Source organism: Trichocoleus sp. Lan (assembly GCF_039961855.1).
In the GTDB taxonomy this organism is placed as follows: Bacteria; Cyanobacteriota; Cyanobacteriia; order Cyanobacteriales; family FACHB-T130; genus FACHB-T130.
In genome coordinates, this window is the sequence record NZ_JAMPKA010000002.1 from 289,952 (window position 1) to 315,555 (window position 25,604).

The window sequence follows — 25,604 nt, forward strand, 5'->3', positions numbered from 1 at the left end:
GGCGGAAGCTTCTTGAGCTTGAGGTTAGAGACTTATGGACAGGAGCAAGAATCCACTAAATAGGACAGTTCCACTTAAGGGATGTATAGATGTTTTGTTCACAAGCAAAATCTCTCAACGTTGCAGATGATGGATTGAAGAATCATCGTTGTTTTTTACCTTGAGTAGATGCTAATTGTTTCTCTGCCTGTTGCAGACTCTGGCGCGCATCTGCATCATTTGGATTGAATTTTAGGGCTTGTTTAAAAGCTACGATCGCTTCGGGTAACTTTTTCTGTTTCATCAAAGCTATCCCCAAAAGGTAATAGATGTCACCATTTTTATCTTTCTTTTTAGATTTCCATTCAATCCCTTTACGGTAAGTAGCAACTGCCTCATCTAATTTGTTTTGTTTAACTAGAACCTGTCCCAACCCTTGATAAGCATCTGTAAAGGAAGGATAGAGTTCAATCGCTTTGCGGTAAGCCGCGCTCGCCTCATCTAATCGGTTTTGCTCAGCCAGTATCCACCCCAGCCCTTCGTAAGGTGGATGGTAATTAGGTACAACCTGAATAGACTTTTGGTAGGCAGCAATCGCTTCTTCTGGTTTTTTCTGTATAGCCAAAGCATCCCCTAAGCGCAGGTATGTCAGGTTAGCCTTTGGGTCTAACTCAATCGATTGGCGATAAGCTGCTACTGCCTCATTTGTTTTTTCTTGTGCCAGCAAGGAGTTACCTAAGTGGTAGTATGCATCGTCATTCTTCGGTTCTAGTTCAAGCGTTTTGCGAAAACTTGCCTCTGCTGCGACCCATTGACGTTCGTAAGTGAGAGCAAGCCCCAACCATAGATGGTTCTTAGCTTTTGTAGGTTGCTGTTCGGTGGCTTTGCGACAAGGTGCGATCGCTTTTGCACTTTCTCCTTGTTCCACTAACGCAAAACACAGACCAAAGTGGGCATCAACCAACGTTGGGTCAAGTTGTAGAGCTTTGTTATAAGCTATTACAGCTTCGCTGAGCATCTTCGGTTTGGTGAATAGCCACTCCCATGCCAAAGATTGTTGTTGTAACTGGCTAGCGATCCGAATGCCTTTACCTGAACTTTCCCAGAATGTCATGTAGGCATTGCCAAGGTTAAGAAAGGCTTGAGGATCTGTAGGCATCGCTTGAGTCTTTTGGCGATAGGCAGCAATCTTTTTTTGATCTGCTTGCACCTGCCTCAAGGTCTGGTAGTCTCTGAGAAAAAACCAGCCGTAGTAAGCTCCTACCGCTAGACCCAAACCAAGAATAGAGAAAATAAAAATTTTCCGAGGTTGCTTGATTTTAAAAATCATAATTATTTTTTAATATTTACTGACTCTAATCCGATTATCAGGAAAAGTTCAGGAATTGGTAAGATAATAGGTGAAAATTGTTTTTGACGTATAAATTTAATAGATTATTAAGTATTCTTTGATTTCAATGAACTAAACTAAAAAATAATTTATTTTTCCTAAGCGTGAGCTTTTTCTCGACTCAGTGAAAATTTTGCCGCCGGGTTTTATTCACACAATAATCTCCGCTTTATTGTAACTGTCCAGTCACCCAGAATGCTGATATCTAGCCATTAATCTAGCCCTCCAAACCTAAATTAATTCTAAAATCTTCTTTTAATGAATTAATGTAAAGATATCCGCAGATTGACTGCAACCTTATCACCTCGACAATAGCGGCAAGGAAAAGCTAGCGTGGAGGAGAAGAATGGAACTGCGAAAATGCTACGAAACGTAAAACTTCAGTTGCTTTGGGCTACAGTCCTGAGTTTCACGGTAGTCAACAGTGTGAATATTCATCTGCCCATTGGCAATCAAGAAACCGGGCTGAAGATTGGCAATGAAGCCGAGGCTAGAAGTAGTGGTGGACGAAGCGGTGGCGGCTCTTTTCGCTCTTCACCGTCACGTTCTAGTTCCAGCCCCAGTCGCTCCAGTAGCGGTAGTAGCTCCTCTCCCAGAAACTCTAGACCGTCGCAGTCCAGTAGGGGCAGTACAGGTGGGCGAGCAGGCGGCGGCTCTTTTCAAAGAACCACTCCCCTACCGTCCTCAGTGAGAACTCAACCGACGCGCCCGAACTCGTCTTGGAATGAACCTTACTATAGACAACCGGGAAGCACTGTTATCGTGCCGGTTCCCGTTGCACCGCCGCCCGTCTATACCTATCCCAACAGCGTTCCGCCGAATTATTATCCAAATAACGTTCCGGCGAATCAATCAACCTACCCTCAAACTGCGCCGGGAACTGCAAATTCTGTTCCTGCTCAAGTACCAACCAATTCTGGCTATTCTTCTACCGCTAGTAACTCATCGAGTGACTTTCCTTGGCTTTTCTTATTGATGTTGTTGGCAGTTGGGAGTATTGGGCTTTGGGCTTATTTCATCTTTTTGAAGAAGAAGGGTGGGAGTGCGGCTCATGAGCTAGAGAATGATACGGTTACGGTCAGCAAGATACAGGTGGCGTTGCTGGCTCAAGCTCGAAGCATACAATCTCAGCTGACGGAACTGAGCCTGAATGTGGATACCGACACTTCTGAAGGGTTGATGCAGCTGCTACAAGAATCAGCTTTGGCGTTATTGAGATCGCCCGAAAATTGGACTCATGTTCTAGCGAGTTCGCAGACGGTGAAAAGTCGAGAGGACGCCGAGGCAATTTTCAACCAAGTTTCTATACAAGAACGCAGCAAATTTAGTGCGGAAACCCTTACAAATGTGGGTGGTAGAGTCAGACAACAAAAACCCGCGATGCCTGACTTGGATGATGGCCCAGCAGCTTATATTGTGGTCACGTTGCTCGTCGGAACAGCGGATGACAAGCCGTTATTTGAAGAAATTCGCACCGCTGAAGCTTTGAAGTCAGCTTTAGAGAAAGTAGCGTCCATCTCCCCTGACTACCTGATGGTGTTTGAACTGCTATGGAGTCCTCAAGCGGAAACCGATAGCCTTACCTACGATGAGCTATTAACTGAATACACGGAGATGGCACAGATATAGCCGCAGCGTTTAGTCCTACCGCTTGCAAAAGTCCTTCAATGCCCTCAGACTGTAAGTTTGGGGCTATACAAACAAAGCCTGCCGACCCAGGCTTCAAGCCGAAATAATTTTATAGTCTCGCGTTGCGCGGACTTCGTTTGTGTAGCTGCGGCTTCGAGTCGCCAAGCCAAGTATTGTTGCTGAAATTTTGCTGAAAACGGATAAATGGCTAAGATTCGCATCGGAAACGGTTACGATATTCACCGCTTAGTTACTGGGCGTCCTTTAATTCTGGGAGGGGTGAAGATTGAGCATGAATTGGGGTTGCTGGGGCACAGCGATGCCGATGTGCTGACGCACGCAATTATGGATGCGATGCTCGGTGCCCTGAGTTTAGGGGATATTGGACATTATTTTCCCCCGACAGATCCTCAGTGGGCAGGGGCTGATAGTCTGGAACTGCTCAAGCAGGTGCATCAGCTAATTCGGGAGCGAGGTTGGCAAATTGAGAATATTGACTCAGTGGTGGTGGCGGAACGTCCGAAACTCAAGCCCCATATTGAGAAGATGCGCGATCGCTTATCCGATGTCCTGGAATTAAAACCCGATCAAGTAGGCATCAAAGCCACTACAAATGAAAAGTTAGACTCAGTTGGGCGCGAAGAGGGAATCGCAGCTTATGCTGTAGCCTTACTGGTTGCTTCCAATTAACTTGGCTCAAACCTATCGAGTCAAAAGGTTGAAAGTGTCTAGGATAGGAATGAACGAGAGGCGGATAAGACAGAGACTCTCAAGGCGCTGGGAGAATTAGGGCAATGGAAGTTGGAAGATTTGAACTTACTCAGGCTAACAATCACCCTGATATTATCGCCTGCAACCGTGAGGGGCAAACGGTTCTAGTAGTTGAAGTCAAAGCTACTCAACTCAAAGATAGTAAAGCCAAACAATGGGCGATCGAGAAACTAAAATCCTACCTGCAAGCGGCGAACACGAAAATTCCCTTTGCCATGCTGGCTGACCTTAAAAACATTGAGATTTTTCAATGGGACGGGGCTAATTTATCGGAATCCGTTAGCGTACTTAAGACTGTTACAGTGCTTAATCATTACGACCCCGAATTTAGCAGCAAACGGATTTTTTGGAACTATTTGAAGACATTAATTGAGGCTTGGCTGCGCGACTTAGCCTATCACTGGAAGTTGGAAAACCCGCCAGCATCAGAAGAATTGGCAGGCATTGGTTTGTTGCAAGTGCTGGAAGATGGAGATACTTACGCTGAAAGAGACTCTGAAGGTGGCGCTTCTTGGTGATACTTTACGTTTAGACTAATTTCTTACAGATAGGAAAGTGTTCCTCAGCGCCAATGTTAAAGAATTTAATACACCGGAAGTTCAAGCGGCTTTGCATGATGCTAGCGTGGTCTAAGTATTTAACCCGCACACAAGATTTCCTCGGTTGGTTAGCGTCTCAGTAAGTTTTAATTAATACTCGTACAGACAATCATTATGAAATTATCTGCTACTATTCCCCCAATTTTGCATCGTTTGTTAGCTGTCATGCTGGCGATGATAAGCGCGATCGCGCTCCATAGCTGTAGCCTGAATCAATTGAATACAAAAGCCGCTCAGGTGCCGCAGTTGGTGGACAGTATTCTGCAAGATCCCAAAACTTTTAACTATGTTCTGAGTCAAGAATCACCCAACGTTTTTAGCTTAATTTACGAAGGGTTAATTACTGAAAACGGCAATGGTGAACTTGAACCCGCCTTAGCTGAATCTTGGGAAGTCGCCCCAGACAAAAAGCGAATTGTTTTTACCATGCGGGAGGGCTTGAAATGGTCTGATGGTCAACCACTGACCGTTGATGATGTCATCTTTACTTACAATGAACTCTATTTCAACGAAAAAATTCCTACTGATATTAGAGACATTCTAAAGATTGGCAAAGATCGCCTGCTGCCTACTGTCCGTAAACTTGATGAACGACGGGTTGAATTTACAGTTCCAGAACCTTTTGCCCCGTTTTTGCGCTACACCGGACTTGCAATTTTACCTGCTCATGCGCTGCGAGAATCCATTGTCACTACAGATTCAGATGGAAAACCCAAGTTTCTGTCTAGCTGGGGAATCGACACCGATCCCAAAAAAATTATTGTCAATGGAATGTATCAGCTAGAAAACTATCAAACTAGCGAGCGGGTGACATTTCGACGAAATCCCTATTACTGGCGCAAGGATACTCAGGGTAATCAACAGCCATATATCGATCGCATTGTCTGGCAAATTGTCGAAAATACCGACACATCTTTTATCCAATATCGTTCTGGCGGTTTAGATACTCTAGGGATCGCGCCGGAATATTATTCTCTCCTTAAGCAAGAAGAAAATCGGGGAAAATTTAAAATTTACACGGGTGGCCCAGAACTCAGCACGACTTTTTTGGTTTTCAATTTAAATAAAGCCAAAAATTCTCAAAATCAGCCTCTCGTAGACCCAATTAAGTCTCGCTGGTTCAATAAGCTTGAGTTTCGCCAAGCGGTTGCTCACGCCATCGACCGTCAGAAAATGCTGAACAATCTCTATCGAGGGCTGGGAGAACCGCAAAACTCACCGATTTATAAGCAAAGTCCTTACTATTTATCCCCAGAGCAAGGTCTCAAAGTCTACGACTATAATCCAGAAAAGGCGAAAGAATTGCTGCGAAAAGCTGGATTTAAATATAACCCACAGGGTCAACTTTTCGATGCAGATGGCAATCGAGTTCGTTTTAGTATGCTGACCAATTCAGGGAATAAGCTGCGGGAGGCTATCGGTGCTCAGATTAAAGAAGACCTTGGCGCAGTTGGGATTCAGGTAGACTTTAATGCGATTAACTTCAATACGTTGATTGAAAAAGTTTATACCCAACGGAAATGGGATAGCTATATTGGCAAAATTGGCGGTGGCGGTATTGAGCCAAATGGTGGGGCAAACACTTGGACAACTAAAGGGGGTTTACACACTTTTAACCTAGGACCGCAAGCTGGAGAACCTCCGCTGAAGGGTTGGGAGGTTGATGACTGGGAATTGGCAATCGAAAACCTTTACATTAAAGGTGCCAGCGAACTTGATGAAAGTAAGCGGCGAGAAATATATGTCGAAAGCCAACGCATTACCCAGGAAAATTTACCCTTTATTTATCTGGTAAATCCGCTTTCAATGGAGGCAGTGCGCGATCGCGTTCAGGGCGTTAAATTCTCTGCCCTTGGTGGAGCCTTCTGGAATCTTTATGAACTCAAAGTCGCAGAAAACAAAAACATTCCGTAAACAAGGCAAAAAACAATTGGGCGCAGGGAAAAGAAAGATTAATTTCCTGCTTCCTCTTTTTCTATCTTTTTGCTTTTTGCTTTTCCCTTTTGCTTTATTCGGCTGTCACCCAACTTTACTTAAATCTCAGGCAACTGAGAAAGTATCCCAGTTGGTGACAGCCACATTAAGCGATCCCAAAACTTTTAATTGGGTACTTAATCAAGAATTTCCCCATGTTTTTCTATTCACTTACGAAGGATTAACGTCTGAAAATAGCGTTACGGGTGAAATTGAGCCTGCATTAGCTGAATCTTGGGAAATATCAGAGGATAAACGGCGAATCGTTTTTACCCTCCGAGAAGGATTGAAATGGTCAGATGGTCATTCACTGACAGCGGATGATGTTGTCTTCACGTATGAAGATGTGGTTCTTAATAAAGAGATTCTTACCGATGCCAGAGATAGTCTAAAAATTGGTACATCTGGTGCTTTTCCGCAAGTCAGAAAGCTAGATGCACGGCGGGTTGAATTTATTTTGCCAGAACCCTTTGCTCCTTTTTTGCGAACTACGACCGGCTCAAAAAGCGATGCGATCGTGATTTTGCCAAAACACGCCCTTGAGGACGCGGTAAAGTCGAAAAACTCAGAGGGAAAACCCAGGTTGATGTCTATCTGGGGAGTGGATACCAATCCAGCGGAAATAATTGTTAATGGCCCTTATAAAATAGAAAGTTACACCACTAGCGAACGGGTCGTATTTCGGCGTAACCCGTATTACTGGCGACGAGATGTACAAGGCAATCAGTTGCCTTACATCGATCGGATCGTGTGGCAAATTACGGAAAATATGGATACTCAGCTGCTTCAGTTCCGCTCTAATGGTTTAGATACGACTGACGGGTGGGGGCGATTGCGTCCTGAAGATTTTCCACTTTTAAAGCAAGAAGAAAAGCGCGGAAAATTTACAGTTTATACAGGTGGACCGCGATCGGGCACGACTTTTATTTCTTTTAATCTAAATAAAGGACGCCGGAACGGACGCCCTTTGATCGATCCAGTTAAATCTCGCTGGTTCAATAATCTATCATTCAGACAAGCGGTTGCTTATGCCATCGATCGGCAAGCGATGATTAACAACACTTTGCGCGGTCTGGGTGAAATGCAAAATTCACCAATTTCTGTACAAAGCTCTTACTATATAACTTCGGCAGAAGGTCTGAAAGTATACGAATATAATCCCGAAAAATCTAAGAAATTACTATTAAGCGCAGGGTTTAAATATAATAATCAAGGTCAGTTGTTAGACGCTGATGGAAATCGGGTGCAGTTTACATTAATAACGAATGCTGAAAATCAAACCCGCGTGTCACTGGGAGCGCAAATTAAGCAAAGTTTGAGCCAAATTGGCATTCAAGTAGATTTTACCCCAATTGCCTTCAACACGCTTGTAGATAAACTCGCAAACACTTTAGATTGGGAATGTTATTTGCTCGGTTTTACTGGCGGCATTGAACCCCATAATGGGGCGAATGTCTGGTTGCCAGATGGCGGGTTACACAGCTTCAATCAGGATGCTGTGTCGGGGTCAAAGCCGATTCAGGGTCGAGAGGTGGCTGCTTGGGAGGCGGAAATTGGGCGTCTGTACATTAAAGCTGCCCAAGAATTAGATGAGGTCAAGCGCAAAGAAATCTATGCCCAAACTCAACGGATTACGCAGGAATATTTGCCGATGATTTATCTAGTCAACCCGCTGTCAATGTCAGCCGTGCGCGATCGCGTTACCGGCATCAAATACTCTTCTCTTGGCGGTGCCCTCTGGAATGTTTATGAGCTGAAAGTGACCGATTAACGGCAAAATTTACATCGCCAATTCTTGTTTTTGCATTTTCTATCCTTAATTTGAAGTCGTGACTCAACCTGAAGCTTTGCAATCCTTATTAGCAGCGGTTGCCGCTGGTGACGTTAGCCCAGAAGCAGCGTTAGAAAAACTCAAGCATTTTGCCTTTGAACCCGTGGGCGATTTTGCCAAAATTGACCATCACCGCACCTTGCGAACGGGTTTTCCAGAGGTGATTTGGGGGCCAGGAAAAACACCCGAACAGATTGCGGGGATTATGGAGGCGATGCGATCGCGCAACCCTATCGTTATGGCAACGCGGATTGAACCGGCAGTCTATGCCCAGTTGCAGGAAAAAGTAGCAGGTCTCCAATATTACCCGTCTGCTCGAATCTGTGCCATTTCCCCTGCGACCCTAGAACCCCAGTATTCGGGCACAATTGGCATCCTCTCTGCGGGGACTGCCGATTTATCCGTCGCTGAGGAAGCAGCGGTTACAGCAGAACTGTGTGGCTTCCGGGTGCAGCGCCTCTGGGATGTCGGAGTCGCGGGTATCCACCGCCTGTTAAGTAACCGTCACGTCATTGAATCGGCGAATGTGCTAATCGTCGTTGCCGGGATGGAAGGTGCTTTACCCAGCGTCGTCGCTGGTTTGGCTGATTGTCCTGTGATTGCAGTTCCCACCAGTATCGGCTATGGTGCGAGTTTCGGCGGGCTTGCGCCACTTTTGACAATGCTGAACTCTTGTGCAGCAGGCGTGGGCGTGGTGAATATTGATAATGGCTTCGGTGCGGCAGTCCTAGCTGGACAAATCTTGAGGACGGCTCACAAACTCAAATTATCTGGGCAATAGAGTAGTATTACCCACTCATGCCACGACGGTGAGTAGGGGCTTTTTGATTGCCATGCCCCTACTGCTGTATCGCACCCAATCCTTGAATTGCTATATATGCTATTTAATGATGGACAGCTAAAAATTCAATTTTTCCTCATCAACTAAACCCTATGCCTACCTCCAAGACAGAAGCAAAGCAACTCTTAGAACGCTTGATTTTTGAAGCTGAACGTCCTCAAGACTGGGTACAAGATGTTTGGGGATTGAGTCCTACTTTAGGAGAAAGCGCTGCAAAATTGTTAGAAGTTTTTGAAGCGTTAATTGAGTGCTGTCCTGAAGAGAAGTTAGAAAATTTATTGCAAACTTTGTATCAGGACTCGCTTCAGTAATCATTTAACCTGAGAACGCGATCACACCCTTTTTTAATTGAAAGAAGCGATCGCCATCAGGATGCGATCGCTTCTAGGGAACTTGCGGGCAATTTTCTTAAGACATTACCCGCCTTACACTAGACCACAGCGCTTTAGGCTTAAGCAGCTTGGTTAGACTCATTCAAGGCAGAACGCTTATTCAGCGATAGCATCACGCGAGAAACTCCCGTGGATAGAACGCTGGCACCCACCAGGGTTCCAATCAACCAAGGGGCATTGAAGGGCCACTGGAACCAAATCATTGCGCCCAACACCAGCGTAATGATGCCGTCTGTCAGTACCCATGTCCAATTCTGTTGCGGACGCACCCGGAATGCCAGGATCAGGTTAAATACACCTTCGGTCAGCAAAAAGCTACCTAGCAACAGAGTCAGCGTCAGGACACCTGTTAAGGGGTAGAAAAATAGCATCACGCCTGTAGCAATGTAGAGGGCGCTCAACAGGAGTTTCCAAATGAAACCTCCTTGCTCGCGGGTTTGAAAGGCATATACTGCCTTGGTCGCTCCCGCACTCGCTAAGATCAAAGCAATCCAAGTCTCAGCGACAATTGTCGAGACATTCGGTACAGCGATCGCAACTATCCCCAAAACAATCAGTAGAGCGCCAGTCAAAAGCGATCCATTAATACCTTTGTTCTTGTTGATATCAGTAGAAACGTCGGTTGTCATACAAATTTTTTTTCTATGCACGATTGGGCTATATGTTCAGGCTAAGAAATTTCTCATGAACTGGATAGAACCTTAAGGTAGACCACCCCGCCACACCAAGCTCTACCCCCTGATATAGTTTGCGATCGCACTTTCCCGACAATTAATTCCGTCAATTTATGGGAGCGATCGCTTAGCTGTGTTAGACGGTGTTGAGCTTGAATTGACAGCAGAGCAAATTTTTGGCTGGTTGAGAATGAGAAGTTAATTGGTTAGGGTTGTCGTGCGGAAGCGATCGCACCTTTATTCTGATTATATGTGTTCAGCTTGCACATAATTTCATTCAGAGCTGTACTAAACAATGTCACTATTCGCTCCAACCTAATGGCAATCGCACTTTTCCCTTTATTCATTTGCGCGATTTGTTATGCAACGCTTCGCTAACGTACTCTTCTTGAGAGCGCATTCCCGCTTACATACAACTTTACTCAAAGCTCCCAGCGCTGGTCTTTACTTTTTGTAGTCTGAGGATGTTAGTTGCAATTCAAGCTTGTAGTTAATTGAGCTTTACTTATCATAATTTGATAGTGAAAGTAGCAAATTAATCGGCAGCAGAACCACTTTCTCATATAATAATTTCAGAGATTTACAAGACTTTTAGAGGCTCTTGACTAGGCAAATATTCATACACTCCTAACTTATGAACGAACCGAAAAATAGCAAAGCTCCTCAATGGGGCAAAATCCTTGTCACTATTGGATTAGGAATGCTCGCAGTATCAATTGTACTGGTCTTCCTGGGAATTTCAGGTGCGGTGTTGCATAACGTACTACAACTGGGTGGAATTGCAGTTGCAGTAGTTGGTTTCATCTTGTGGAAAGTTGTCAAGGTTTGATTCAGACAACGTATGCTCGCATCTTTATCGCGATTTATTTAAGCGATCGCATTTGTCTGTCAATTGATGGGCGCGATCGCATCGTCAAGCTTGCGAACGACTTGATTCGCCTTCACTTACTGTAACTGTGTTTGTTTAGCTGTTGTTGGTTTGGAGCAGCGAGTATAAGGAATTACGCTGTAACCACGCACATAGTTTTATATTTGCATTCTCGTTTGGCTGGAATTTATATTCACCGCTTTTGATTTCTTCTCTAACCTTCTCACTCAGACCACTAAACTTTGAGGTGTCTTTCATTAGGTCTTCAAACATAGCCAAGGGAAGCAGTATACACTCAACTTCTACATCGTCTTCACTAAATACAATAGTCTCTAATCTAAACCTATAGCCAGACCATCTGATAGTAGGAAGTTTATCTACCGACGATTGGAAGTCACGTATAATGTTGTACCGCTGTGGATTGGGGTTTTTTTCTCCGTGATTTATCCACCAGTAAACATTGTGCCTAACAAAATGCTTCTCGTTTGCATTAGTACACACCTCTATTTCTATACCATCCACATCTAAGAACTGACGGGTCATTACTCTAGCTTCACCTTCAGGCATTGGTTCTAATTCCTCCCAGAGTTCGACTTGGACAGCATCTTGATGCTTCGGTTTACTAGACTGATATTGAGCAACAACTTCTATAGGAATAGGTTCATCTTCTAACGCACCTAAAGCTGAAGTTTCCTTTGTAGACTCTGGTGCATCTGCTATAAGTATTTCTAGCTGTTCATGACTAAAAGCCATAAGCTCTACACTAGCAATAGTCCGACAAGTCGAATTAGGCATAAAGTGGACTAAGCCTTGAACTGGAGACAGGTCTATTCTTATACCGTTATACTCAGTTTCCCAATACCCAAATTTACCCCACGACTTAGGATCTGTGTGGTATTCTTTCCACTTCAACACGCTAGCCCTTTTGTTGATATTTTTTAATATACTCCGTATGCTTCCTGATATCCCACGCTTACCCAAGACGGGGTAAACCAAGTATATTGTTGGCGGTTCTTCGTCAGCGATGGGGTCAAACCCAAATATCATTGTGTTCAATTTGGCTAGCTGCTGAAGGCTCTGCTGTAGTGTTATCTCAGAGGGAGTTATTCTTATAACTGGCGATACCACTTTTGACCAATTCAATGGTGGCTTGTATAATTTTATAAACTCATTTTCAAGGCTTGAAAGAGCGTTTATATCATTGCTACAAACCATCCAGCTAATACTAATGCGATTTTTCTGATTAAGCCTTTTTAGCTGATTAAATCTATGATGTTCTCGCCATCGAGCCAATAAGTTAACTGTTCTACCAATGTAAATAACTTGCCCCTTGCTGTCAGATACGAAGTATATAGCTGCACAATTAGGCAAATTACTTTTTTCTAATAAGTAAACAAATGGTAGTTCAGATAAGTTAAAATCTTTTAATAACATTTAAATCGTCCGAGGAAAGTTTCGCTTGCAATAAATAGAAAACTTCACCCAAGAGGTAATCTCTGTGGGCTTTGCTGAAAACAGATCGCTCAAGTTTATTTATCACACAGTACCCCCAGTTTTCCGACTGCTAAATCAGGTACTGTTATTCCAATAACCAGCCAAATATAACTCCTACAGTCAGCTTTAGTTCGCTTGCAAATGAAGGGAAGGGGAGCTGCTGTTCTGGCTCGTCAAACACCTCTGGTTGTTGCTTTGCTTGATAAACAAATATAGTCTGCTCGGTTGGATCTATCAGCCAGCCCATTTGTGTTCCATGTTTGAGAGAATGCAGAATTTTTTTTGTGACTTTTGTAGCACTTTGGTCGGGAGATAAGATTTCAATTATCCAATCAGGAGCCGCTTGAAATACATTTGCTACACCGCCATTTTCTTTGCGGGGAATTCTCTCCCAGGTAAATACTGCTACATCTGGTACGATTGACCGTCCACCAAACGTACACCGCAGTTCTGGAAATGCCCGTGCAACTTTTTTGGGCTTAACGACAGCATTAACAGCAATAATTAGTTCACCTTGGATGGTGCTATGTTCTCCCTGCGGCATTGGCTTTTGAATAATCTGACTATCAACGTACTCGCTGGCGGGTTCAGTTTCTGGTAGAGCCAAAAACTCTTCTAAAGTAAGAGGTTTAGCGGGTGTTTGTACCATTTGAGGTTACTCCCATTTATGCTGAATGCAAATATAGCTACGCAGGGTGAGCCTTACCTACCAAAACCATTGAGACTTATCATTAGATATCCTCAACTTGCCCGCCGTAACCAGCCAAATACTTGCTCAACTGTCAATTCTAATGGGATATCTTGGGGGACAGGCAAGCGATCGCTATCTCTGAGCAATGCCATCCGAGTATCTGACCACAGCACAATAATCACTCGTTCTGTCGGATCGATCAGCCACCCTAATTGAGTTCCTTCTTGCAGGCAAGTTTGAATTTTAGCAATCAATTTAGTGGTGCTTTGATCGGGTGAGAGAATCTCAATCATCCAATCAGGGGCACCTTCAACAGCGATATTCTCAGAAGGGACTCGGTCTTGGTGAATAACGGTAATATCAGGAACAACAGAATTACTACTTAAGATGCAGCGTAGCTCTGGAAAAGCTTCATAGGGTGAATCCGCTTGGTCAATTGCAGCCGTCAGCCGTTTCTGCAAGATGCTGTGGAAAGCTGTGGGCATAGATTTTTGATTTATTTGTCCGTCCATTAACTCCCAAGCTGGCGACTCCTCAATATTCGGCAGCTTCAGGAAGTCTTGCAGTGTGAGCCGTTGGGTAGTGGTAGCCATCAAGATTCGTAAGATTGCTTGTTACTTAGCGGTTAAAGCTAGGGTTGCGATAGGTATTGCCCACCGCAACCTTTGAGACTTATAGATTGAGTTTAACCAAGGCAGCGAGAATTGATGCTCAAAAGCGATCGCGTAACTTATGCCCCACAAGCGCGGCTTCTCTTGCCTACACTTTAAACTTCTCGGTAATTCGCTTCATCGCCTCATTCACATTTTCCCGGCTATTAAATGCCGAAATGCGGAAATAACCTTCACCCGCAGCACCGAAACCAGAACCAGGAGTACCGACAACATTGCAGGTTTGCAGCAACTTATCGAAGAAATCCCAACTCGATAAACCATTGGGCGTTTTCACCCAAACGTAAGGCGCATTTACGCCACCATACACCGCTAATCCGGCTGCTGTCAGTTGTTCGCGGATAATTTTGGCGTTTTCCATGTAGAAGTTGACTAGCGCCTTCGTTTGCGCCTGTCCTTCCTCGGAGTAAACCGCCTCAGCACCGCGTTGCACGATGTAGGAAACGCCATTAAACTTGGTAGACTGGCGGCGGTTCCACAGCTTCCACAGTTCCACATCGGAACCATCGGCGGCTTGTGCTTTCAGCGTTTTCGGCACAACCGTCAACGCACAACGGGTTCCGGTAAAGCCTGCATTCTTGGAAAACGAGCGAAACTCGATCGCACAATCTCTTGCACCTTCAATCTCGTAGATGGAATGGGGAAGCTCTGGATCGGTTATAAAAGCTTCGTAAGCCGCATCAAAGAAAATGATTGAGCCATGAGCTTTCGCATAGTTCACCCATGCTTTCAGGTGTTCCTTGGTGGCGGTTGCTCCCGTAGGATTATTGGGGAAGCAGAGATAAATTAAGTCAACTTTCTGCGAAGGAATCTCAGCGGTGAAGTTGTTCTCTGCGGTGATGGGTATATACACCAAGCCGCCAAACTCGCCTTTATCGTTAGCAGCGCCAGTGTGTCCCGCCATCACGTTGGTGTCTACATACACGGGATAAACCGGATCGGTGACAGCGATCGCGTTATCGTCGCCAAAGATATCGAGAATGTTACCCGTGTCGCACTTAGAACCGTCAGAGATGAAGATTTCGGAAGCATCAACCTCGCATCCACGCGCCTGGAAATCATGGGCGGCAATTTTCTCCCGCAACCAAGCATAACCCTGTTCTGGGCCATAGCCTTTGAAGGAACCGCGATCGCCCATATCTTCAACGGCTTTAATCATCGCCGTGCGACACGCTTCTGGTAGGGGTTCGGTGACATCGCCAATCCCCAGCCGTATAATTTTTGCGTCAGGATTAGCCTCTGCGAAGGCATTCACCCGCCGTGCAATTTCGGGAAACAGGTAGCCAGCTTTGAGTTTGAGATAGTTATCGTTAATCGTTGCCATGTTGAATCGCCACGAACGCCGTAAAATAGCTTACTGCCAATCGTCGCGTTACGATTCCACGGTTAATCCTGTTAAGTGAACAAAGATTATAGATTGGGTCAGTGCCCTAGCGTGACTCCCCAACTACAGACAGCCAACTAGGATAAGCAAAAGAATCCTTAGCTTGTAACTTTGAACCTGGGTAAGTTTTGAACACCTGGCTGGCTACCGCTTGAAGATTATCCATCAACTTGTTATCTTCGCCTGTAGCTTCAAAAGCCAGACTCCACGAATCCTTGCCATTAATCTTTAGTTGAGTGAGTTCAACAGCACAGTCTTGGTAAACACGCTGCGATCGCATCTTCTTCACACTCATCCAAGACTCTTTTCCCGCCACCTCTGCGGGAATAAAGCATTTTGAAGTGGGATCTTCACACGTCCACTTTGCCCATTTCTCTGCCTTCCCCGCCGCTAACTCCCCAAAATGCAGCACCTTTAATTCGGCTTGACGCCACTTGATTTCCAGCTTTCCTTGCCGCAGTTTGATACCCAGGTAGTTACTCTTAGGTAAGTATAAATACCAGTCTTCTTGGTCTTCTAGTGACTTTATCTGTCCACCGAGACTATCTTGATTGAACCAGCGTTCAATCTCTGTGGGGATTTCGCCGCGCTCAAACCAGCGCATTTCCATCGTGATTAGCATCAGCTTGTCTTATCCAAAATATTTAGTTGCCAACTTTGAGGCTCTGCGAACAATAAGAAAGTTGTTGCTATATTGATTGTAGAGAGCAGCAGTAATTTCCTAAAACTATAGCAATTTTAAAGAGTTTCTAAAGGCGAGATCCCCGACTTCTTGGAGAAGTCGGGGATCTGAACCGCTGGGATCTCAAAAATCAAATAAGGCTGCTATAGAGGTGAAAACTATGATTTATTTTTTAAATTATAGAATAATTTAAGAGTGAACTTAATGCATTAAATCAATGCTTGCTTTACATTTTAATCCGGGGTAGGAGTTGATTGAGAAAGGTTTCTATTATTTAAAATGAAGCACGCACAGCCTCTATACTGATTTATCGGCAAATCTAGTATCGCCACCTAAACTCTAGGTAAACTGGCTAAGACAGGAAACAAGGTTAGTTAGTGTGGGTCAAGGGCGTCGGGTTAAAATTGAGTAAAAGTGATTTAAATGATGTTATTAAGTGTTTTAGAGCAGGCTACTATTGCGGCACAGCAAAAAAACTGGTCATTATTAAACCAATGCTTGCAGCAACTACCACTTAACAAAGCAGAGGTAAGGCAAGGGGAGTCGTCAACAGGAGAGGATTCTAACTCGCTTTACTTAGAGCAATTATTGAACCTGGCTTTAGATGTACTTGACGCAGGGGATTTTCAAGAACGGTGGGAAGTGGCGAAGGTGTTACCCAAACTAGGGGAAGGCGCGATCGCTCCTTTGATTTCCATTCTGAAAGACGAAGACGCCGACTTGGAGGAGCGCTGGTTTGCTGGTCGCATTCTGGGAGAATTTGACAATCCTGCCGTCATCACCGCCTTAGTAGAGCTGCTGAGAACATCTGAGGATGAAGAACTTACAGTGGCAGCAGCGGCTGCTTTAGCGCATATCGGCTCTCCGGCTGTGGAGGCTTTGACCGAACTATTAGCAGAGTCAGAGACACGACTGTTAGCCGTGCGATCGCTTGCTCAGATCCGCCGTTCCGAAACGATTGCGCCTCTCCTGAACGTGGTTCAAGATCCCCAATCTGCGATTCGAGCCGCTGCGATTGAAGCACTGGGTAGCTTTCACGACAGCCGGATTCCACCAGTATTGATAGATGCCTTGCAAGATCCAGCCGCACAAGTGAGAAAAGAAGCGGTAATTGGCTTGGGGATGCGCTCCGATTTACTAGAACAATTGAATCTAGTAACTCAGCTACAACCCCTGCTATTTGACTTTAATTTGGAAGTTTGTCAGCAGAGTGCGATCGCATTAGGACGACTGGGAACAGATGAAGCCGCCGTTGCCTTGTTTCAGGTACTCTCATCCCCGAATACACCGCTTAGCTTGCAAGTAGACATCGTGCGATCGCTCCCCCAAACAGCAGCCGCCTTGGAGTATTTGCAACAAGCCCTTTCTGTTGAGTCTCCGGTGCTATGGCAGGAAATTGTCACCGTTTTGGGGCGAGTGGATTCTCCAAAATTAGTCCCAACAGCTGCTAAAATCCTGCTGACAGCACTTGAATCAGAAAGCTTAACTGCTCAAAATTCCAAGGTTAAACAAGCGGTGGCAATGGCATGGGGACAGTTAGGAGATGCCATTGCGATCAACCAGTTAATTGAACTGTTAGCAGATCCCGATGCAGGGGTAAAACTGCACGCGATCGCTGCTCTCAAAAAATTTCCCATTGCTTACCAGCAATTACAGCAACTCGCTACCACCGAAAATCTCACCCCAGAATTAAAACAAGGAATCGCGATCGCTTTGAAAGAATGGACAGTGAATAGTTAATAGCCACTCGCTATTAACTATTAACACGGAAGCGTTACGGTAAAAGTCGTTCCTAACCCAACTTGGCTATCCACCGCTATCTTGCCTCCGTGTATTTCTACGCATCTTTTGACAATTGCCAGCCCTAAGCCAGTTCCAGGAATTTTGCCAACATTTTTGGCTCGATGAAATGTTTCAAAGAGTCGCGCTAAATCTGCTGGAGGAATACCAATCCCTTCATCTCGAATTTTAAAAGTTGCCTCACCATGCTGGCAATTCAATTCAAACTGAACAATGCCGCCTTGGGGGGAATATTTAATTGCATTTGATAACAAATTATTCAAGATTTGTCGCAGCAATTTTTCATCCATAGAAACGATTGTCTCAAATTCGTTTTCAGTGACGGTCAAACATTCCAGATTAGAACCTTGAAGAGAGTAATTATCAGTATTGAAATTTTCAAGTTTGAATGGCGTTTGATTACTGACAAAATTTATCTCGTGCTGATTGCTAGCACTCAGTTGGATTTCTTCTACCAAATTGCGGCAGAATTCTGTTAGATCGAGGGGGACTGGATTAAATTCTGATTTTCCGGCATCTGCTCTGCCGATTAAAAGCACATCTTCTAACAGGTCGGTCATATTTCTAACGATGTCTTTAATCCGCAGCAAATATTTGCTTTTTTTCTCCTGAGACCATTCATTAGAGCAATGTTCTAACATATGGGCAGAAAGAGAAATTGAGGTCAGCGGATTGCGAAATTCGTGGGAAACCATTGACACAAAGCGAGATTTCAATTCACCCAATTGTCGCTCTTGTTCCAACGCCTTGTGAATTTCTTCTTCTGCTTGCTTGCGAACGGTGATGTTGCGAATAATGCTAGTAACGAGAAATCCTTGCGGGGTTTCGATGTGGCTGAGGCTGACATCTACGGGGAACTCAGTGCCATCCTTGCGTCGGGCAAATAGCTCAAACCCCACTCCCATCGGTGGGACTTGAGGTTCACAACAGGAATCAGTGCGTTCTCGATCGTGTACGCGCCGGATGTAATCGGGTAGCAACATCTCCAGAGTATTGCCAAGCAATTCATCGCGCTCATAGCCAAACATTTTCTCAATTTGAGTGTTAACGAGAACGATGCGATCGCTTGCGCCAACAATCGCGATCGCGTCTGGTGCTGCTTCTAGAAATTGCCGGAATTTTTCTTCGCTTTGTCGGAGTTGGGCTTCTGCTTGCTGATGCTTGACAATTTCCTGTTGCGATCGCTCATTTGTCTCCTTTAACTCAGCATTGCGCTGTTTGAGATCCCACGAGAGTTGTCGCGTCCGCAACAACATCTCCACCCGCTTCTGCAACTCCATCTTCTCAATGGGGATGGTGACTAACTCATCAACACTCTTCCACGGGTGTCGAGTCATCAACCGCACATCCTGACGAGGAACGATCAACAGAAATGGCAGAAAAACTGGTAATTCAGCAGCTTTTCTAGCTTGCACCTCTTCCCAAAACTGCTTTAGAGCCGCGCTATCTAAGACGCATAGGTCAAAAGCTGTGTTCAGGATTAAAGACTGAGGGCTAAGCGGTAAGGGTAGAACAGTACCCTGCCCGTGCTGAGTGCTGAGCAGCGCAGCCTGGGTAGGGAAACCCCGTTCCGGCTGAGAACTGAGAAGACGCCAATTTATCCCATTTCTACAAGACTGAGGATTGAGTAAAATTTCTCTGTTGTTCTCCTGCTCCTTAGCTCCTCGGCTCCCCGTCTCTTTTTCGTCAGGTAGCAATACTTCGTGATGCCCAGCAAGCCACTCTGAGAGCAGGCGGCGGTTTTCTTTTTGCTCTACAAGCAACAAAATCCGGCTCATACTTAATCTCTTAGTAGACTGCGAACGATCACTAGGAACTTTTTGACGACTAGCGGTTTAACTAATGTACTTTGCATTCCGTGAGCTAGGTTTTGCTGCTCAATCGCGACACTTTGCTTAGGCAAGAGTAGTAGAAAGGGTATTTGCCGATCCCGAATTCGTTCGCAGCATTTCCAAACACGCCGGTAAAAACCGTCTATGTCCACCAGCGCCAAACCGATTGCTTTTGACTGGCATAGGGCTAGATCGAGTGCCTCTAAAAGGTTAGCACTTTTGACACAATCCCCTTCTTTGCCGAGGAATTGAGCCACAAGTTCCAGGTAGCACGGGTTTCGCTCTGCCGCCAAAATAAACGGTCGCTCCTTCAAATTTCCCCCTTTGTTTTGGGTTCTCTCTAGTGCTATCGTAATTCAGTCATAAGTGCCGTGATATGGCTCACAACGGCTCAATATTCAGTTATTTGGATCTTGAGGTTAGCCTGAAATCGGATAAATTTTGAAGCGATCGCTTCCTTCCTCTTTTGCTACAGATAGCATCTTTTGCGCCTCAGCAATCAAGGCTTGTGGGGTGGAATTTCTCTCAGGAATTAACGTGGCAACCCCTAAACTGATAGTTACTCGGTCGCCAATCGGAGAATTCACGTAGGAAATGTTTACATCCGCCACATTTAAACGCATTGCCTCTGCCACGACAATCGCCCCAGAGCGATTGGTATCGGGGAGAAGTGTCACAAATTCTTCACCCCCATATCGGGCGACAACGTCTCCACATCTTTTCACAGCAGCACTTAAAGCTTTTGCAACTTCTCTCAGACAATAATCGCCTCGCTGAAGTCCGTAGGTATCCTTAAAATCTTTAAAAAAATCAAGATTAATCATAATCAACGACAGAAACCTTGCCTCTCTTGCTGCACGTCTCCATTCCCGTTCTAAAATTTCTTCAAAATGATGGCGATTAGCAATTCCTGTCAGCGCGTCTCTAAAAACTAGGTCATCTACCTTTGGGTTAGACTTCTGTAAATCGGGTGCCGCTTTTAATAGCCGGTTGTCGCGGGCTTTCTCAAGCTCAAATTTAGCTCTGTGTTTCAAAATCGAACTAACTCGCGTCAGTAGTTCTGTTTTACCGATGGGTTTGATCCGATGATCGGCAGCACCAGCGATCAGTGTAAACTGCCAGTCCGTTGAGCCAGACTGGTTAGAAAGCATCAGAATGGGGATTGCCTCGTGCCGCAGCCATTCGCAAATCCGACTGTCTAGACTAGAGATATCTACGATAGCGAGACTGATTTGTGCAGAATGTCTCAAAGCTTGCTCAAACTCCTCCAAGCTGTCAGCGGTGAGGATTGGATATCCTTCCTGAATCAAGAGTTGTGCGATCAGTTGCAAGTTGTGGTGGTTTCGGCTGGCAACCAGGAGCGAGGTTTGTTTCTTCATGCTGATTCATCAGAGACTGCTAAGGGGTATCTTTTTCATCACTCATTTTGATGCGATGCCGTAGGCGATCGCTTCGCTGAGTATACGATTGGCGTATATCGTATTTATTTCCAAGGGTTTTCCCGTTCATGCTATGGTAAGACCCGCTTGTGCCACCCTGACTAAGCTGCTGTATCAAGCCCTACCAAAACAGTTAAGCAAATCCGCTAAATTCATTTCATCGGCTTTAAATGTAATTTAGGCTACATATCATGCGACTAGAGCAGTTGCAAGCCTTTCTAGCAGTTGCTGAAACCGGCAGTTTTCAGCAAGCGGCGCGAAAGTGTGGGTTCACTCAGTCCACTATTAGCAGGCAAATCCAGTCTCTGGAAACGGATCTCGGTATTTCCCTGTTTCATCGCACGGCTCAGGCAAAGCTAACAGTCGGAGGCGAACGCTTTTTGCCCCGCGCCCGCAAAATTTGTCAAGAGTGGCAACAAGCCACGCAAGAATTAGCAGACTTGTTGGCAGGAAAGCAACCCGAACTCTGTGTAGCGGCGATTCACTCGGTTTGCGCCCAATACTTGCCGTCCGTGTTGCAGCAGTTTTGCCGAGATTACCCGGCGGTGCAGCTGCGGGTAACATCGCTTGGAAGCGATCGCGCTCTCAAAGTCTTGCGAGACGGAATGGTTGATGTCGCGATCGTGATGAATAACCGCTTTTTAACGGCTAGCCCGGATATGGTGGTCGATGTCTTATACAATGAACGCATCGAAATCTTGATGGCGGCAAATCATCCTCTGACTAAGTACCAACAGGTGCCCTGGTCAGAACTCGTTCACTACCCGCAAGTGGTATTTAAGGATGGGTACGGGATGCAACGCTTGGTACAAGAGCGATTTTTGCGGCAAGGCGCTAATCTTCAGGCGGTGATGGAGTTAAATACGCTTGATGCCTTTCGCGGTGTTGTGCGGCAAGGAGAATTGATTGCCCTTTTGCCCCAGTCAGCTTTGGTAGATGCGCGCCAGGATGCAACGCTGGCGATTCGAGTCATTGATTCCACACCCGCTCCGGGGACGCCAAACTTAGCCGACTCGCTAGGAGATCCCAGCTTGTCTCGTCAGGTCGTGATGGTAACAACGCGCGATCGCTTGCTGATTCCCCCCATTCAGCACTTTTGCCAGATGGTACGCGAGTTAGTCCCGATGCAATTTGCAGGAGCCATTGGCAACACAATAATCTGTTCGGATGCTTCTATACCTGTTAACTAATGGTTAATGGCTATTGCAAAAAATCTTTTGAGAATTAGCCATTCGCAAAAACTGATAACGATTGACTACGACAAAATACTATGAGTAATGAGTTCAGGGAAATTCTGCGAAAAGTGGGTAGTGGCGTCCATACGGGCGAAAATATAAGTCGCTCCGAAGCTGAGGAAGCGACACGGATGATGCTCCTACAGGAAGCAACACCAGCGCAGATTGGAGCATTTATGATCGCCCATCGGATTAAGCGTCCCACCGGCGAAGAATTGGCAGGGATGCTAGACGCCTACGACGCACTAGGGCCAAAACTGCAACCCATCGGCTCAGAACGCCCGGTTATCGTTCTGGGGACGCCCTACGATGGGCGATCGCGCACGGCACCCATAACGCCACTGACAGCTTTAATCTTGGCAACCGCTGGACAGGCGGTGGTGATGCACGGGGGCGACCGGATGCCTACCAAGGAAGGCTTGCCACTGATTGAGATTTGGCAGGCGTTGGGTGTCAATTGGGCTGAGTTATCCCTCCCTGTCGTCCAGCAGGTGTTTGAGGCAACCCAACTCGGATTTGTTTATTTGCCCAAGCATTTCCCCCAAGCGGCAGGACTGGTTCCCTACCGCGACCAAATTGGCAAACGTCCACCCTTTGCAACGATGGAGTTAATGTGGTGTCCCTATGCAGGGGAAGCTCACGTTGTGGCGGGGTTTGTCCATCCTCCCACGGAAGGGATGTTTCAAGACTCTTCGGCATTGCGAGGCAACCCCCAGTATTTCACAGCGGTGAAAGGATTAGAAGGTAGCTGCGATTTACCGCGCGATCGCACGGCGATTATTGGAACTTGGCAACCCGGTTCGTCTCCGCAACGCCTCCTGCTTCATCCCCGTGACTACGGCTTTGAGGGAAAGGAAGTTGCCCTAGACTCCGCAACTGAATTGGTACAAGAAATGCAAGCCGTGCTGCAAGGTAACAAGAGCGAACTTATGCAAGCAGCTATCTGGAACGGTGGTTTTTACCTATGGCACTGCGGTCTCGCCCCAGATTTATCATCCGGTTTGACTCAGGCAGAAACTTTATTGGGTAGCGGTCAAGTTGCCCAGAAACTACAGGAGATTAGTCGGGTGATTTCTTCTTTAAGTTCTTCAGTCTTCAGTAGTCGGTAGGAGGAGGATTAGGAAAAAGTTTTGAGTTTTGAGTTTTGAGTTTTGAATTTAAGAACTCTTTTGTCACTCATCCCTCTTTTCCTAAAGTAACAAAAGAGGGATCAAAACTCTGAATTACCAGAAAAAAGTTTTGAATTTTGAATTTAAGAACTTTTTTGTGGCTCAAAACTCTACACTCTCATGACCGATTACTCAACGGCTAAAATCATTCCTTCACGGGCGAGTAATCCATTCGGAAACGCCGACTGGATTTGTCCTTCTACTTGGTCGAGAAAGTCATCGCTGTAGTCTGGTTCGTAGCTAAACATCACCAATTTTTTGACGTTAGCCGCATCAGCGGCTTTAACGCAGGTTTGCCAGAAGGGATTTTCGCAGGGTTGAATCGCAAAGTCACCTGCATGAGAAGACTCACCGTTTGCCCCCAAACCTTGGTCTAGTTCCGGGGAAGTCGCATTGCAAATGAGTAAATCGGCTTCACGGGCTAAGTGCAGCAGATTTTCATCAAGGGCATTCGGATCGTTGTCTGCACCCGTAGCGTAAACAGCCGTGCGTCCCTGCCAGGTAACTCGGTAGCCTATTGTCCGCAGGGAATTGTTGGTTAAACAGGTTTCAATCGTGATATCGTCTACCGCGAGCGTCTCGCCGGGAGTTAGATCGTAGAACTGTAGTTCTGATTGCATCACCTGTATAGGGACTGGAAAATTCGGAGGCGTCATCTGGTCGCTGAGACTTTGTTGAATCGATGCTCCATCAGATCCTGCTGCCCCATAAATATGAAAACAATTGCCCTTAATAAAGGCAGGAACGAAAAAAGGAACGCCTTGAATGCGATCGCTTTGGGAGTCGGTAAAGAATATGTAAGCTTCCACCGGCATTTGACGCAGTAATTGATTACCCAGTAACCGCAAGCCGGTGCCGCCATCAAAGATTAATCGTTTGGAGCCTACCCGCATTTCCACACAGGGAGTATTGCCGCCGTAGCGAAGCGTCTCCTTACCAGCGGCGGCAATTTTGCCCCGCACACCCCAAAACTGCACCACAAACTCGGCGTCAGCTTGGGTTGACTGACTCGCTGTGGGATTGGAAATTTGAGGATTTGGTGCCGCTGGTTCTTTTGAAGACATATATTCGCTCAAGAAGTTAGCTGCACGCTTAGCAGATCGTCGTAGCGGCGGACTTCTATTAACCGATTTTGTCCGTCTACGAGGACAACTTTAGGTTGATAAGTTTTCAGTTCTTCTGGGCTAAATTGCCCGTAGGTCATGATGATTAAGCGATCGCCCTTCATTCCCAAACGAGCCGCCGCACCATTGAGTTCGACTGCCCCTGAATTTGCAGGTGCCGCGATTGCATAAGTAATCAAGCGCTCTCCATTCGAGACATTCACGACTTGTACCTGTTCATAAGGTAGTATACCTGCGGCATCCAACAGGGTTCTATCAATACTGATACTCCCTACATAGTCAAGATTTGCCCTAGTAAGCGTGCAACTATGAATTTTTGATAGAAGAAGCGATCGCTGCATACAAGAAAGGTAATTAACACCATTGAGAAAGTGCAAGGCGCTGATTGCTTCTCCTGCTATGCCTGCACTTTCCTCATGTTGTATCTATCAGCACTAGGGTTCGGCGCATGAAAAGTTTTCTCAGCTAAAGCTGATTCTAACGTTCTCAAACCACTTCATCCCTCAATTTTTTCCTAGTTCGCTCACCTAGCGCTCGTAGACCTACCCTTTGCTGCCAGCTTTAATACATTGTTCCACCAGCGGCATCACTTTATCGACATCTTGCCAACCCAGAATTTCTGTGACCTTTTTCTCTAAGTTCTTGTAGGTCTTGAAAAATTCTGCGATTTCGTCTAGTCGGTGTGGCGCAAGGTCTTTGAGAGATTTGACTTGGGCATAGCGCGGATCTTTGTCGGGAACGCATAGAATTTTTTCGTCCCGATCTCCCCCGTCAATCATCTCTAACATTCCGATAGGTCGCGCTTGAATAACACACCCTGGAAATGTTGGCTCTTCCATTAACACCATGCCATCCAGGGGATCGCCATCATCTGCTAGGGTGTTGGGTACGAAGCCGTAGTCATAGGGGTACTGCACCGAAGAATAAAGCACCCGGTCTAGGGCAAAGGCTTGTAAGTCCTTATCGTACTCGTACTTATTTTTGCTACCAGCGGTAATTTCAACCAGGACGTTAATGAGACCTGGTTTGGGTTGAGCAGGAATGCGTGTTAAATCCAAAACGTTTCTCCAGTTTCTCCAAGCAACACAAAGTATTGGGGGTGCCCTGATGTCAGTTTGAAGGCTGTAGAGGCTTA

At 45.7% G+C, this 25,604-nt stretch carries 25 protein-coding genes; 12 read left to right on the top strand and 13 right to left on the bottom strand.

Annotation, left to right across the window (positions count from 1 at the left end):
- Positions 1–142: 142 nt before the first annotated feature.
- The gene (locus NDA03_RS02755; RefSeq protein ID WP_348237222.1) at positions 143–1,309 is read right to left on the bottom strand and encodes a tetratricopeptide repeat protein; all 1,167 of its coding nucleotides are present in this window, start codon (positions 1,307–1,309) and stop codon (positions 143–145) included.
- Positions 1,310–1,729: 420 nt separating this feature from the next.
- On the opposite strand from NDA03_RS02755, the gene NDA03_RS02760 reads away from it, so the two are divergent.
- From NDA03_RS02760 to NDA03_RS02790, 7 genes are all read left to right on the top strand, one after another.
- The gene (locus tag NDA03_RS02760) at positions 1,730–2,998 is read left to right on the top strand and encodes a DUF1517 domain-containing protein (protein WP_348237223.1); all 1,269 of its coding nucleotides are present in this window, start codon (positions 1,730–1,732) and stop codon (positions 2,996–2,998) included.
- Positions 2,999–3,202: 204 nt separating this feature from the next.
- A complete protein-coding gene (gene ispF / locus NDA03_RS02765) occupies positions 3,203–3,688 on the top strand; it encodes a 2-C-methyl-D-erythritol 2,4-cyclodiphosphate synthase (protein ID WP_348237224.1) in 486 nt (161 codons plus the stop codon).
- A 104-nt stretch (positions 3,689–3,792) separates the two neighbouring features.
- A complete protein-coding gene (locus NDA03_RS02770) occupies positions 3,793–4,287 on the top strand; it encodes a type I restriction enzyme HsdR N-terminal domain-containing protein (protein ID WP_348237225.1) in 495 nt (164 codons plus the stop codon).
- Between the two features lie 195 nt (positions 4,288–4,482).
- Positions 4,483–6,282: an ABC transporter substrate-binding protein gene (locus NDA03_RS02775; protein ID WP_348237226.1), complete on the top strand. Its 1,800-nt coding sequence runs from the start codon at positions 4,483–4,485 to the stop codon at positions 6,280–6,282.
- Positions 6,245–8,113 (top strand): ABC transporter substrate-binding protein, encoded by a 1,869-nt coding sequence (locus NDA03_RS02780; RefSeq protein ID WP_190685099.1) that lies wholly within the window; start codon positions 6,245–6,247, stop codon positions 8,111–8,113. Before NDA03_RS02775 ends, NDA03_RS02780 begins: the two co-directional genes overlap by 38 nt.
- A 58-nt stretch (positions 8,114–8,171) precedes the next feature.
- Positions 8,172–8,954 (top strand): nickel pincer cofactor biosynthesis protein LarB, encoded by a 783-nt coding sequence (larB, locus tag NDA03_RS02785; RefSeq protein ID WP_348237228.1) that lies wholly within the window; start codon positions 8,172–8,174, stop codon positions 8,952–8,954.
- A gap of 152 nt (positions 8,955–9,106) precedes the next feature.
- Complete coding sequence (locus NDA03_RS02790; protein ID WP_190428256.1) at positions 9,107–9,325, top strand: hypothetical protein; 219 nt, start codon at positions 9,107–9,109, stop codon at positions 9,323–9,325.
- Positions 9,326–9,465: 140 nt separating this feature from the next.
- Here NDA03_RS02790 and NDA03_RS02795 read toward each other — a convergent pair whose 3' ends face one another.
- Positions 9,466–10,035 carry an HdeD family acid-resistance protein gene (locus NDA03_RS02795; protein WP_190430537.1) on the bottom strand — a complete coding sequence of 190 codons (570 nt, stop codon included), beginning with the start codon at positions 10,033–10,035 and terminating at the stop codon, positions 9,466–9,468.
- Between the two features lie 679 nt (positions 10,036–10,714).
- Between NDA03_RS02795 and NDA03_RS02800 the strand changes: the two genes are divergently transcribed.
- Together NDA03_RS02800 and NDA03_RS02805 are read left to right on the top strand one after the other, a co-directional pair.
- Positions 10,715–10,909: a hypothetical protein gene (locus NDA03_RS02800; RefSeq protein ID WP_190678690.1), complete on the top strand. Its 195-nt coding sequence runs from the start codon at positions 10,715–10,717 to the stop codon at positions 10,907–10,909.
- A complete protein-coding gene (locus NDA03_RS02805; RefSeq protein WP_348237229.1) occupies positions 10,906–11,034 on the top strand; it encodes a hypothetical protein in 129 nt (42 codons plus the stop codon). The genes NDA03_RS02800 and NDA03_RS02805 overlap by 4 nt, the downstream gene beginning before the upstream one ends.
- A gap of 10 nt (positions 11,035–11,044) precedes the next feature.
- Here NDA03_RS02805 and NDA03_RS02810 read toward each other — a convergent pair whose 3' ends face one another.
- The 5 genes from NDA03_RS02810 to NDA03_RS02830 all read right to left on the bottom strand — a co-directional run bounded on the left by NDA03_RS02810 (position 11,045) and on the right by NDA03_RS02830 (position 15,810).
- Positions 11,045–12,382 carry a GIY-YIG nuclease family protein gene (locus NDA03_RS02810; RefSeq protein WP_348237230.1) on the bottom strand — a complete coding sequence of 446 codons (1,338 nt, stop codon included), beginning with the start codon at positions 12,380–12,382 and terminating at the stop codon, positions 11,045–11,047.
- A 145-nt stretch (positions 12,383–12,527) separates the two neighbouring features.
- Positions 12,528–13,091 carry a Uma2 family endonuclease gene (locus tag NDA03_RS02815; protein ID WP_348237231.1) on the bottom strand — a complete coding sequence of 188 codons (564 nt, stop codon included), beginning with the start codon at positions 13,089–13,091 and terminating at the stop codon, positions 12,528–12,530.
- Between the two features lie 92 nt (positions 13,092–13,183).
- Positions 13,184–13,726 (bottom strand): Uma2 family endonuclease, encoded by a 543-nt coding sequence (locus NDA03_RS02820; RefSeq protein WP_348237232.1) that lies wholly within the window; start codon positions 13,724–13,726, stop codon positions 13,184–13,186.
- Between the two features lie 166 nt (positions 13,727–13,892).
- A complete protein-coding gene (locus tag NDA03_RS02825; protein WP_348237233.1) occupies positions 13,893–15,128 on the bottom strand; it encodes an LL-diaminopimelate aminotransferase in 1,236 nt (411 codons plus the stop codon).
- Between the two features lie 106 nt (positions 15,129–15,234).
- Positions 15,235–15,810, bottom strand: coding sequence for a hypothetical protein (locus NDA03_RS02830; RefSeq protein ID WP_348237234.1), 576 nt, complete (start codon positions 15,808–15,810; stop codon positions 15,235–15,237).
- A gap of 483 nt (positions 15,811–16,293) precedes the next feature.
- Here NDA03_RS02830 and NDA03_RS02835 point away from each other — a divergent pair, with 483 nt between their 5' ends.
- Positions 16,294–17,610 (top strand): HEAT repeat domain-containing protein, encoded by a 1,317-nt coding sequence (locus tag NDA03_RS02835; RefSeq protein WP_348237235.1) that lies wholly within the window; start codon positions 16,294–16,296, stop codon positions 17,608–17,610.
- 20 nt (positions 17,611–17,630) lie between these two features.
- On the opposite strand, the gene NDA03_RS02840 is transcribed toward NDA03_RS02835, so the two are convergent.
- The 3 genes from NDA03_RS02840 to NDA03_RS02850 all read right to left on the bottom strand — a co-directional run bounded on the left by NDA03_RS02840 (position 17,631) and on the right by NDA03_RS02850 (position 20,881).
- The gene (locus tag NDA03_RS02840) at positions 17,631–19,448 is read right to left on the bottom strand and encodes an ATP-binding protein (protein ID WP_348237236.1); all 1,818 of its coding nucleotides are present in this window, start codon (positions 19,446–19,448) and stop codon (positions 17,631–17,633) included.
- Positions 19,449–19,450: 2 nt separating this feature from the next.
- On the bottom strand, positions 19,451–19,816 hold the full coding sequence (locus tag NDA03_RS02845; protein WP_190528729.1) for a response regulator: 366 nt from the start codon (positions 19,814–19,816) through the stop codon (positions 19,451–19,453).
- A 105-nt stretch (positions 19,817–19,921) separates the two neighbouring features.
- On the bottom strand, positions 19,922–20,881 hold the full coding sequence (locus NDA03_RS02850; RefSeq protein ID WP_190528731.1) for a diguanylate cyclase: 960 nt from the start codon (positions 20,879–20,881) through the stop codon (positions 19,922–19,924).
- Between the two features lie 251 nt (positions 20,882–21,132).
- On the opposite strand from NDA03_RS02850, the gene NDA03_RS02855 reads away from it, so the two are divergent.
- Entirely contained in the window at positions 21,133–22,131 is a 999-nt protein-coding gene (locus NDA03_RS02855) for a LysR family transcriptional regulator (RefSeq protein WP_190434311.1), read from the top strand.
- Positions 22,132–22,211: 80 nt separating this feature from the next.
- The gene (locus tag NDA03_RS02860) at positions 22,212–23,285 is read left to right on the top strand and encodes an anthranilate phosphoribosyltransferase family protein (protein WP_348237237.1); all 1,074 of its coding nucleotides are present in this window, start codon (positions 22,212–22,214) and stop codon (positions 23,283–23,285) included.
- Between the two features lie 188 nt (positions 23,286–23,473).
- Here NDA03_RS02860 and NDA03_RS02865 read toward each other — a convergent pair whose 3' ends face one another.
- The 3 genes from NDA03_RS02865 to NDA03_RS02875 form a co-directional block, all read right to left on the bottom strand.
- Positions 23,474–24,409, bottom strand: coding sequence for an MBL fold metallo-hydrolase (locus tag NDA03_RS02865; RefSeq protein ID WP_190685123.1), 936 nt, complete (start codon positions 24,407–24,409; stop codon positions 23,474–23,476).
- Positions 24,410–24,417: 8 nt separating this feature from the next.
- A complete protein-coding gene (gene panD / locus NDA03_RS02870) occupies positions 24,418–24,810 on the bottom strand; it encodes an aspartate 1-decarboxylase (protein WP_190412855.1) in 393 nt (130 codons plus the stop codon).
- Positions 24,811–25,011: 201 nt separating this feature from the next.
- Positions 25,012–25,527 (bottom strand): inorganic diphosphatase, encoded by a 516-nt coding sequence (locus tag NDA03_RS02875; RefSeq protein ID WP_190412349.1) that lies wholly within the window; start codon positions 25,525–25,527, stop codon positions 25,012–25,014.
- Positions 25,528–25,604 lie beyond the last annotated feature (77 nt).

Bases quoted from the DNA above. Each gene is read 5' to 3' on its own strand.
- NDA03_RS02755 (WP_348237222.1), bottom strand. From the start codon at position 1,309: ATGATTTTTAAAATCAAGCAACCTCGGAAAATTTTTATTTTCTCTATT.
- NDA03_RS02760 (WP_348237223.1), top strand. From the start codon at position 1,730: ATGCTACGAAACGTAAAACTTCAGTTGCTTTGGGCTACAGTCCTGAGT.
- ispF (WP_348237224.1), top strand. From the start codon at position 3,203: ATGGCTAAGATTCGCATCGGAAACGGTTACGATATTCACCGCTTAGTT.
- NDA03_RS02770 (WP_348237225.1), top strand. From the start codon at position 3,793: ATGGAAGTTGGAAGATTTGAACTTACTCAGGCTAACAATCACCCTGAT.
- NDA03_RS02775 (WP_348237226.1), top strand. From the start codon at position 4,483: ATGAAATTATCTGCTACTATTCCCCCAATTTTGCATCGTTTGTTAGCT.
- NDA03_RS02780 (WP_190685099.1), top strand. From the start codon at position 6,245: ATGAACTCAAAGTCGCAGAAAACAAAAACATTCCGTAAACAAGGCAAA.
- NDA03_RS02790 (WP_190428256.1), top strand. From the start codon at position 9,107: ATGCCTACCTCCAAGACAGAAGCAAAGCAACTCTTAGAACGCTTGATT.
- NDA03_RS02795 (WP_190430537.1), bottom strand. From the start codon at position 10,035: ATGACAACCGACGTTTCTACTGATATCAACAAGAACAAAGGTATTAAT.
- NDA03_RS02800 (WP_190678690.1), top strand. From the start codon at position 10,715: ATGAACGAACCGAAAAATAGCAAAGCTCCTCAATGGGGCAAAATCCTT.
- NDA03_RS02810 (WP_348237230.1), bottom strand. From the start codon at position 12,382: ATGTTATTAAAAGATTTTAACTTATCTGAACTACCATTTGTTTACTTA.
- NDA03_RS02815 (WP_348237231.1), bottom strand. From the start codon at position 13,091: ATGGTACAAACACCCGCTAAACCTCTTACTTTAGAAGAGTTTTTGGCT.
- NDA03_RS02820 (WP_348237232.1), bottom strand. From the start codon at position 13,726: ATGGCTACCACTACCCAACGGCTCACACTGCAAGACTTCCTGAAGCTG.
- NDA03_RS02825 (WP_348237233.1), bottom strand. From the start codon at position 15,128: ATGGCAACGATTAACGATAACTATCTCAAACTCAAAGCTGGCTACCTG.
- NDA03_RS02830 (WP_348237234.1), bottom strand. From the start codon at position 15,810: ATGCTAATCACGATGGAAATGCGCTGGTTTGAGCGCGGCGAAATCCCC.
- NDA03_RS02835 (WP_348237235.1), top strand. From the start codon at position 16,294: ATGATGTTATTAAGTGTTTTAGAGCAGGCTACTATTGCGGCACAGCAA.
- NDA03_RS02840 (WP_348237236.1), bottom strand. From the start codon at position 19,448: ATGAGCCGGATTTTGTTGCTTGTAGAGCAAAAAGAAAACCGCCGCCTG.
- NDA03_RS02850 (WP_190528731.1), bottom strand. From the start codon at position 20,881: ATGAAGAAACAAACCTCGCTCCTGGTTGCCAGCCGAAACCACCACAAC.
- NDA03_RS02855 (WP_190434311.1), top strand. From the start codon at position 21,133: ATGCGACTAGAGCAGTTGCAAGCCTTTCTAGCAGTTGCTGAAACCGGC.
- NDA03_RS02860 (WP_348237237.1), top strand. From the start codon at position 22,212: ATGAGTAATGAGTTCAGGGAAATTCTGCGAAAAGTGGGTAGTGGCGTC.
- NDA03_RS02865 (WP_190685123.1), bottom strand. From the start codon at position 24,409: ATGTCTTCAAAAGAACCAGCGGCACCAAATCCTCAAATTTCCAATCCC.
- panD (WP_190412855.1), bottom strand. From the start codon at position 24,810: ATGCAGCGATCGCTTCTTCTATCAAAAATTCATAGTTGCACGCTTACT.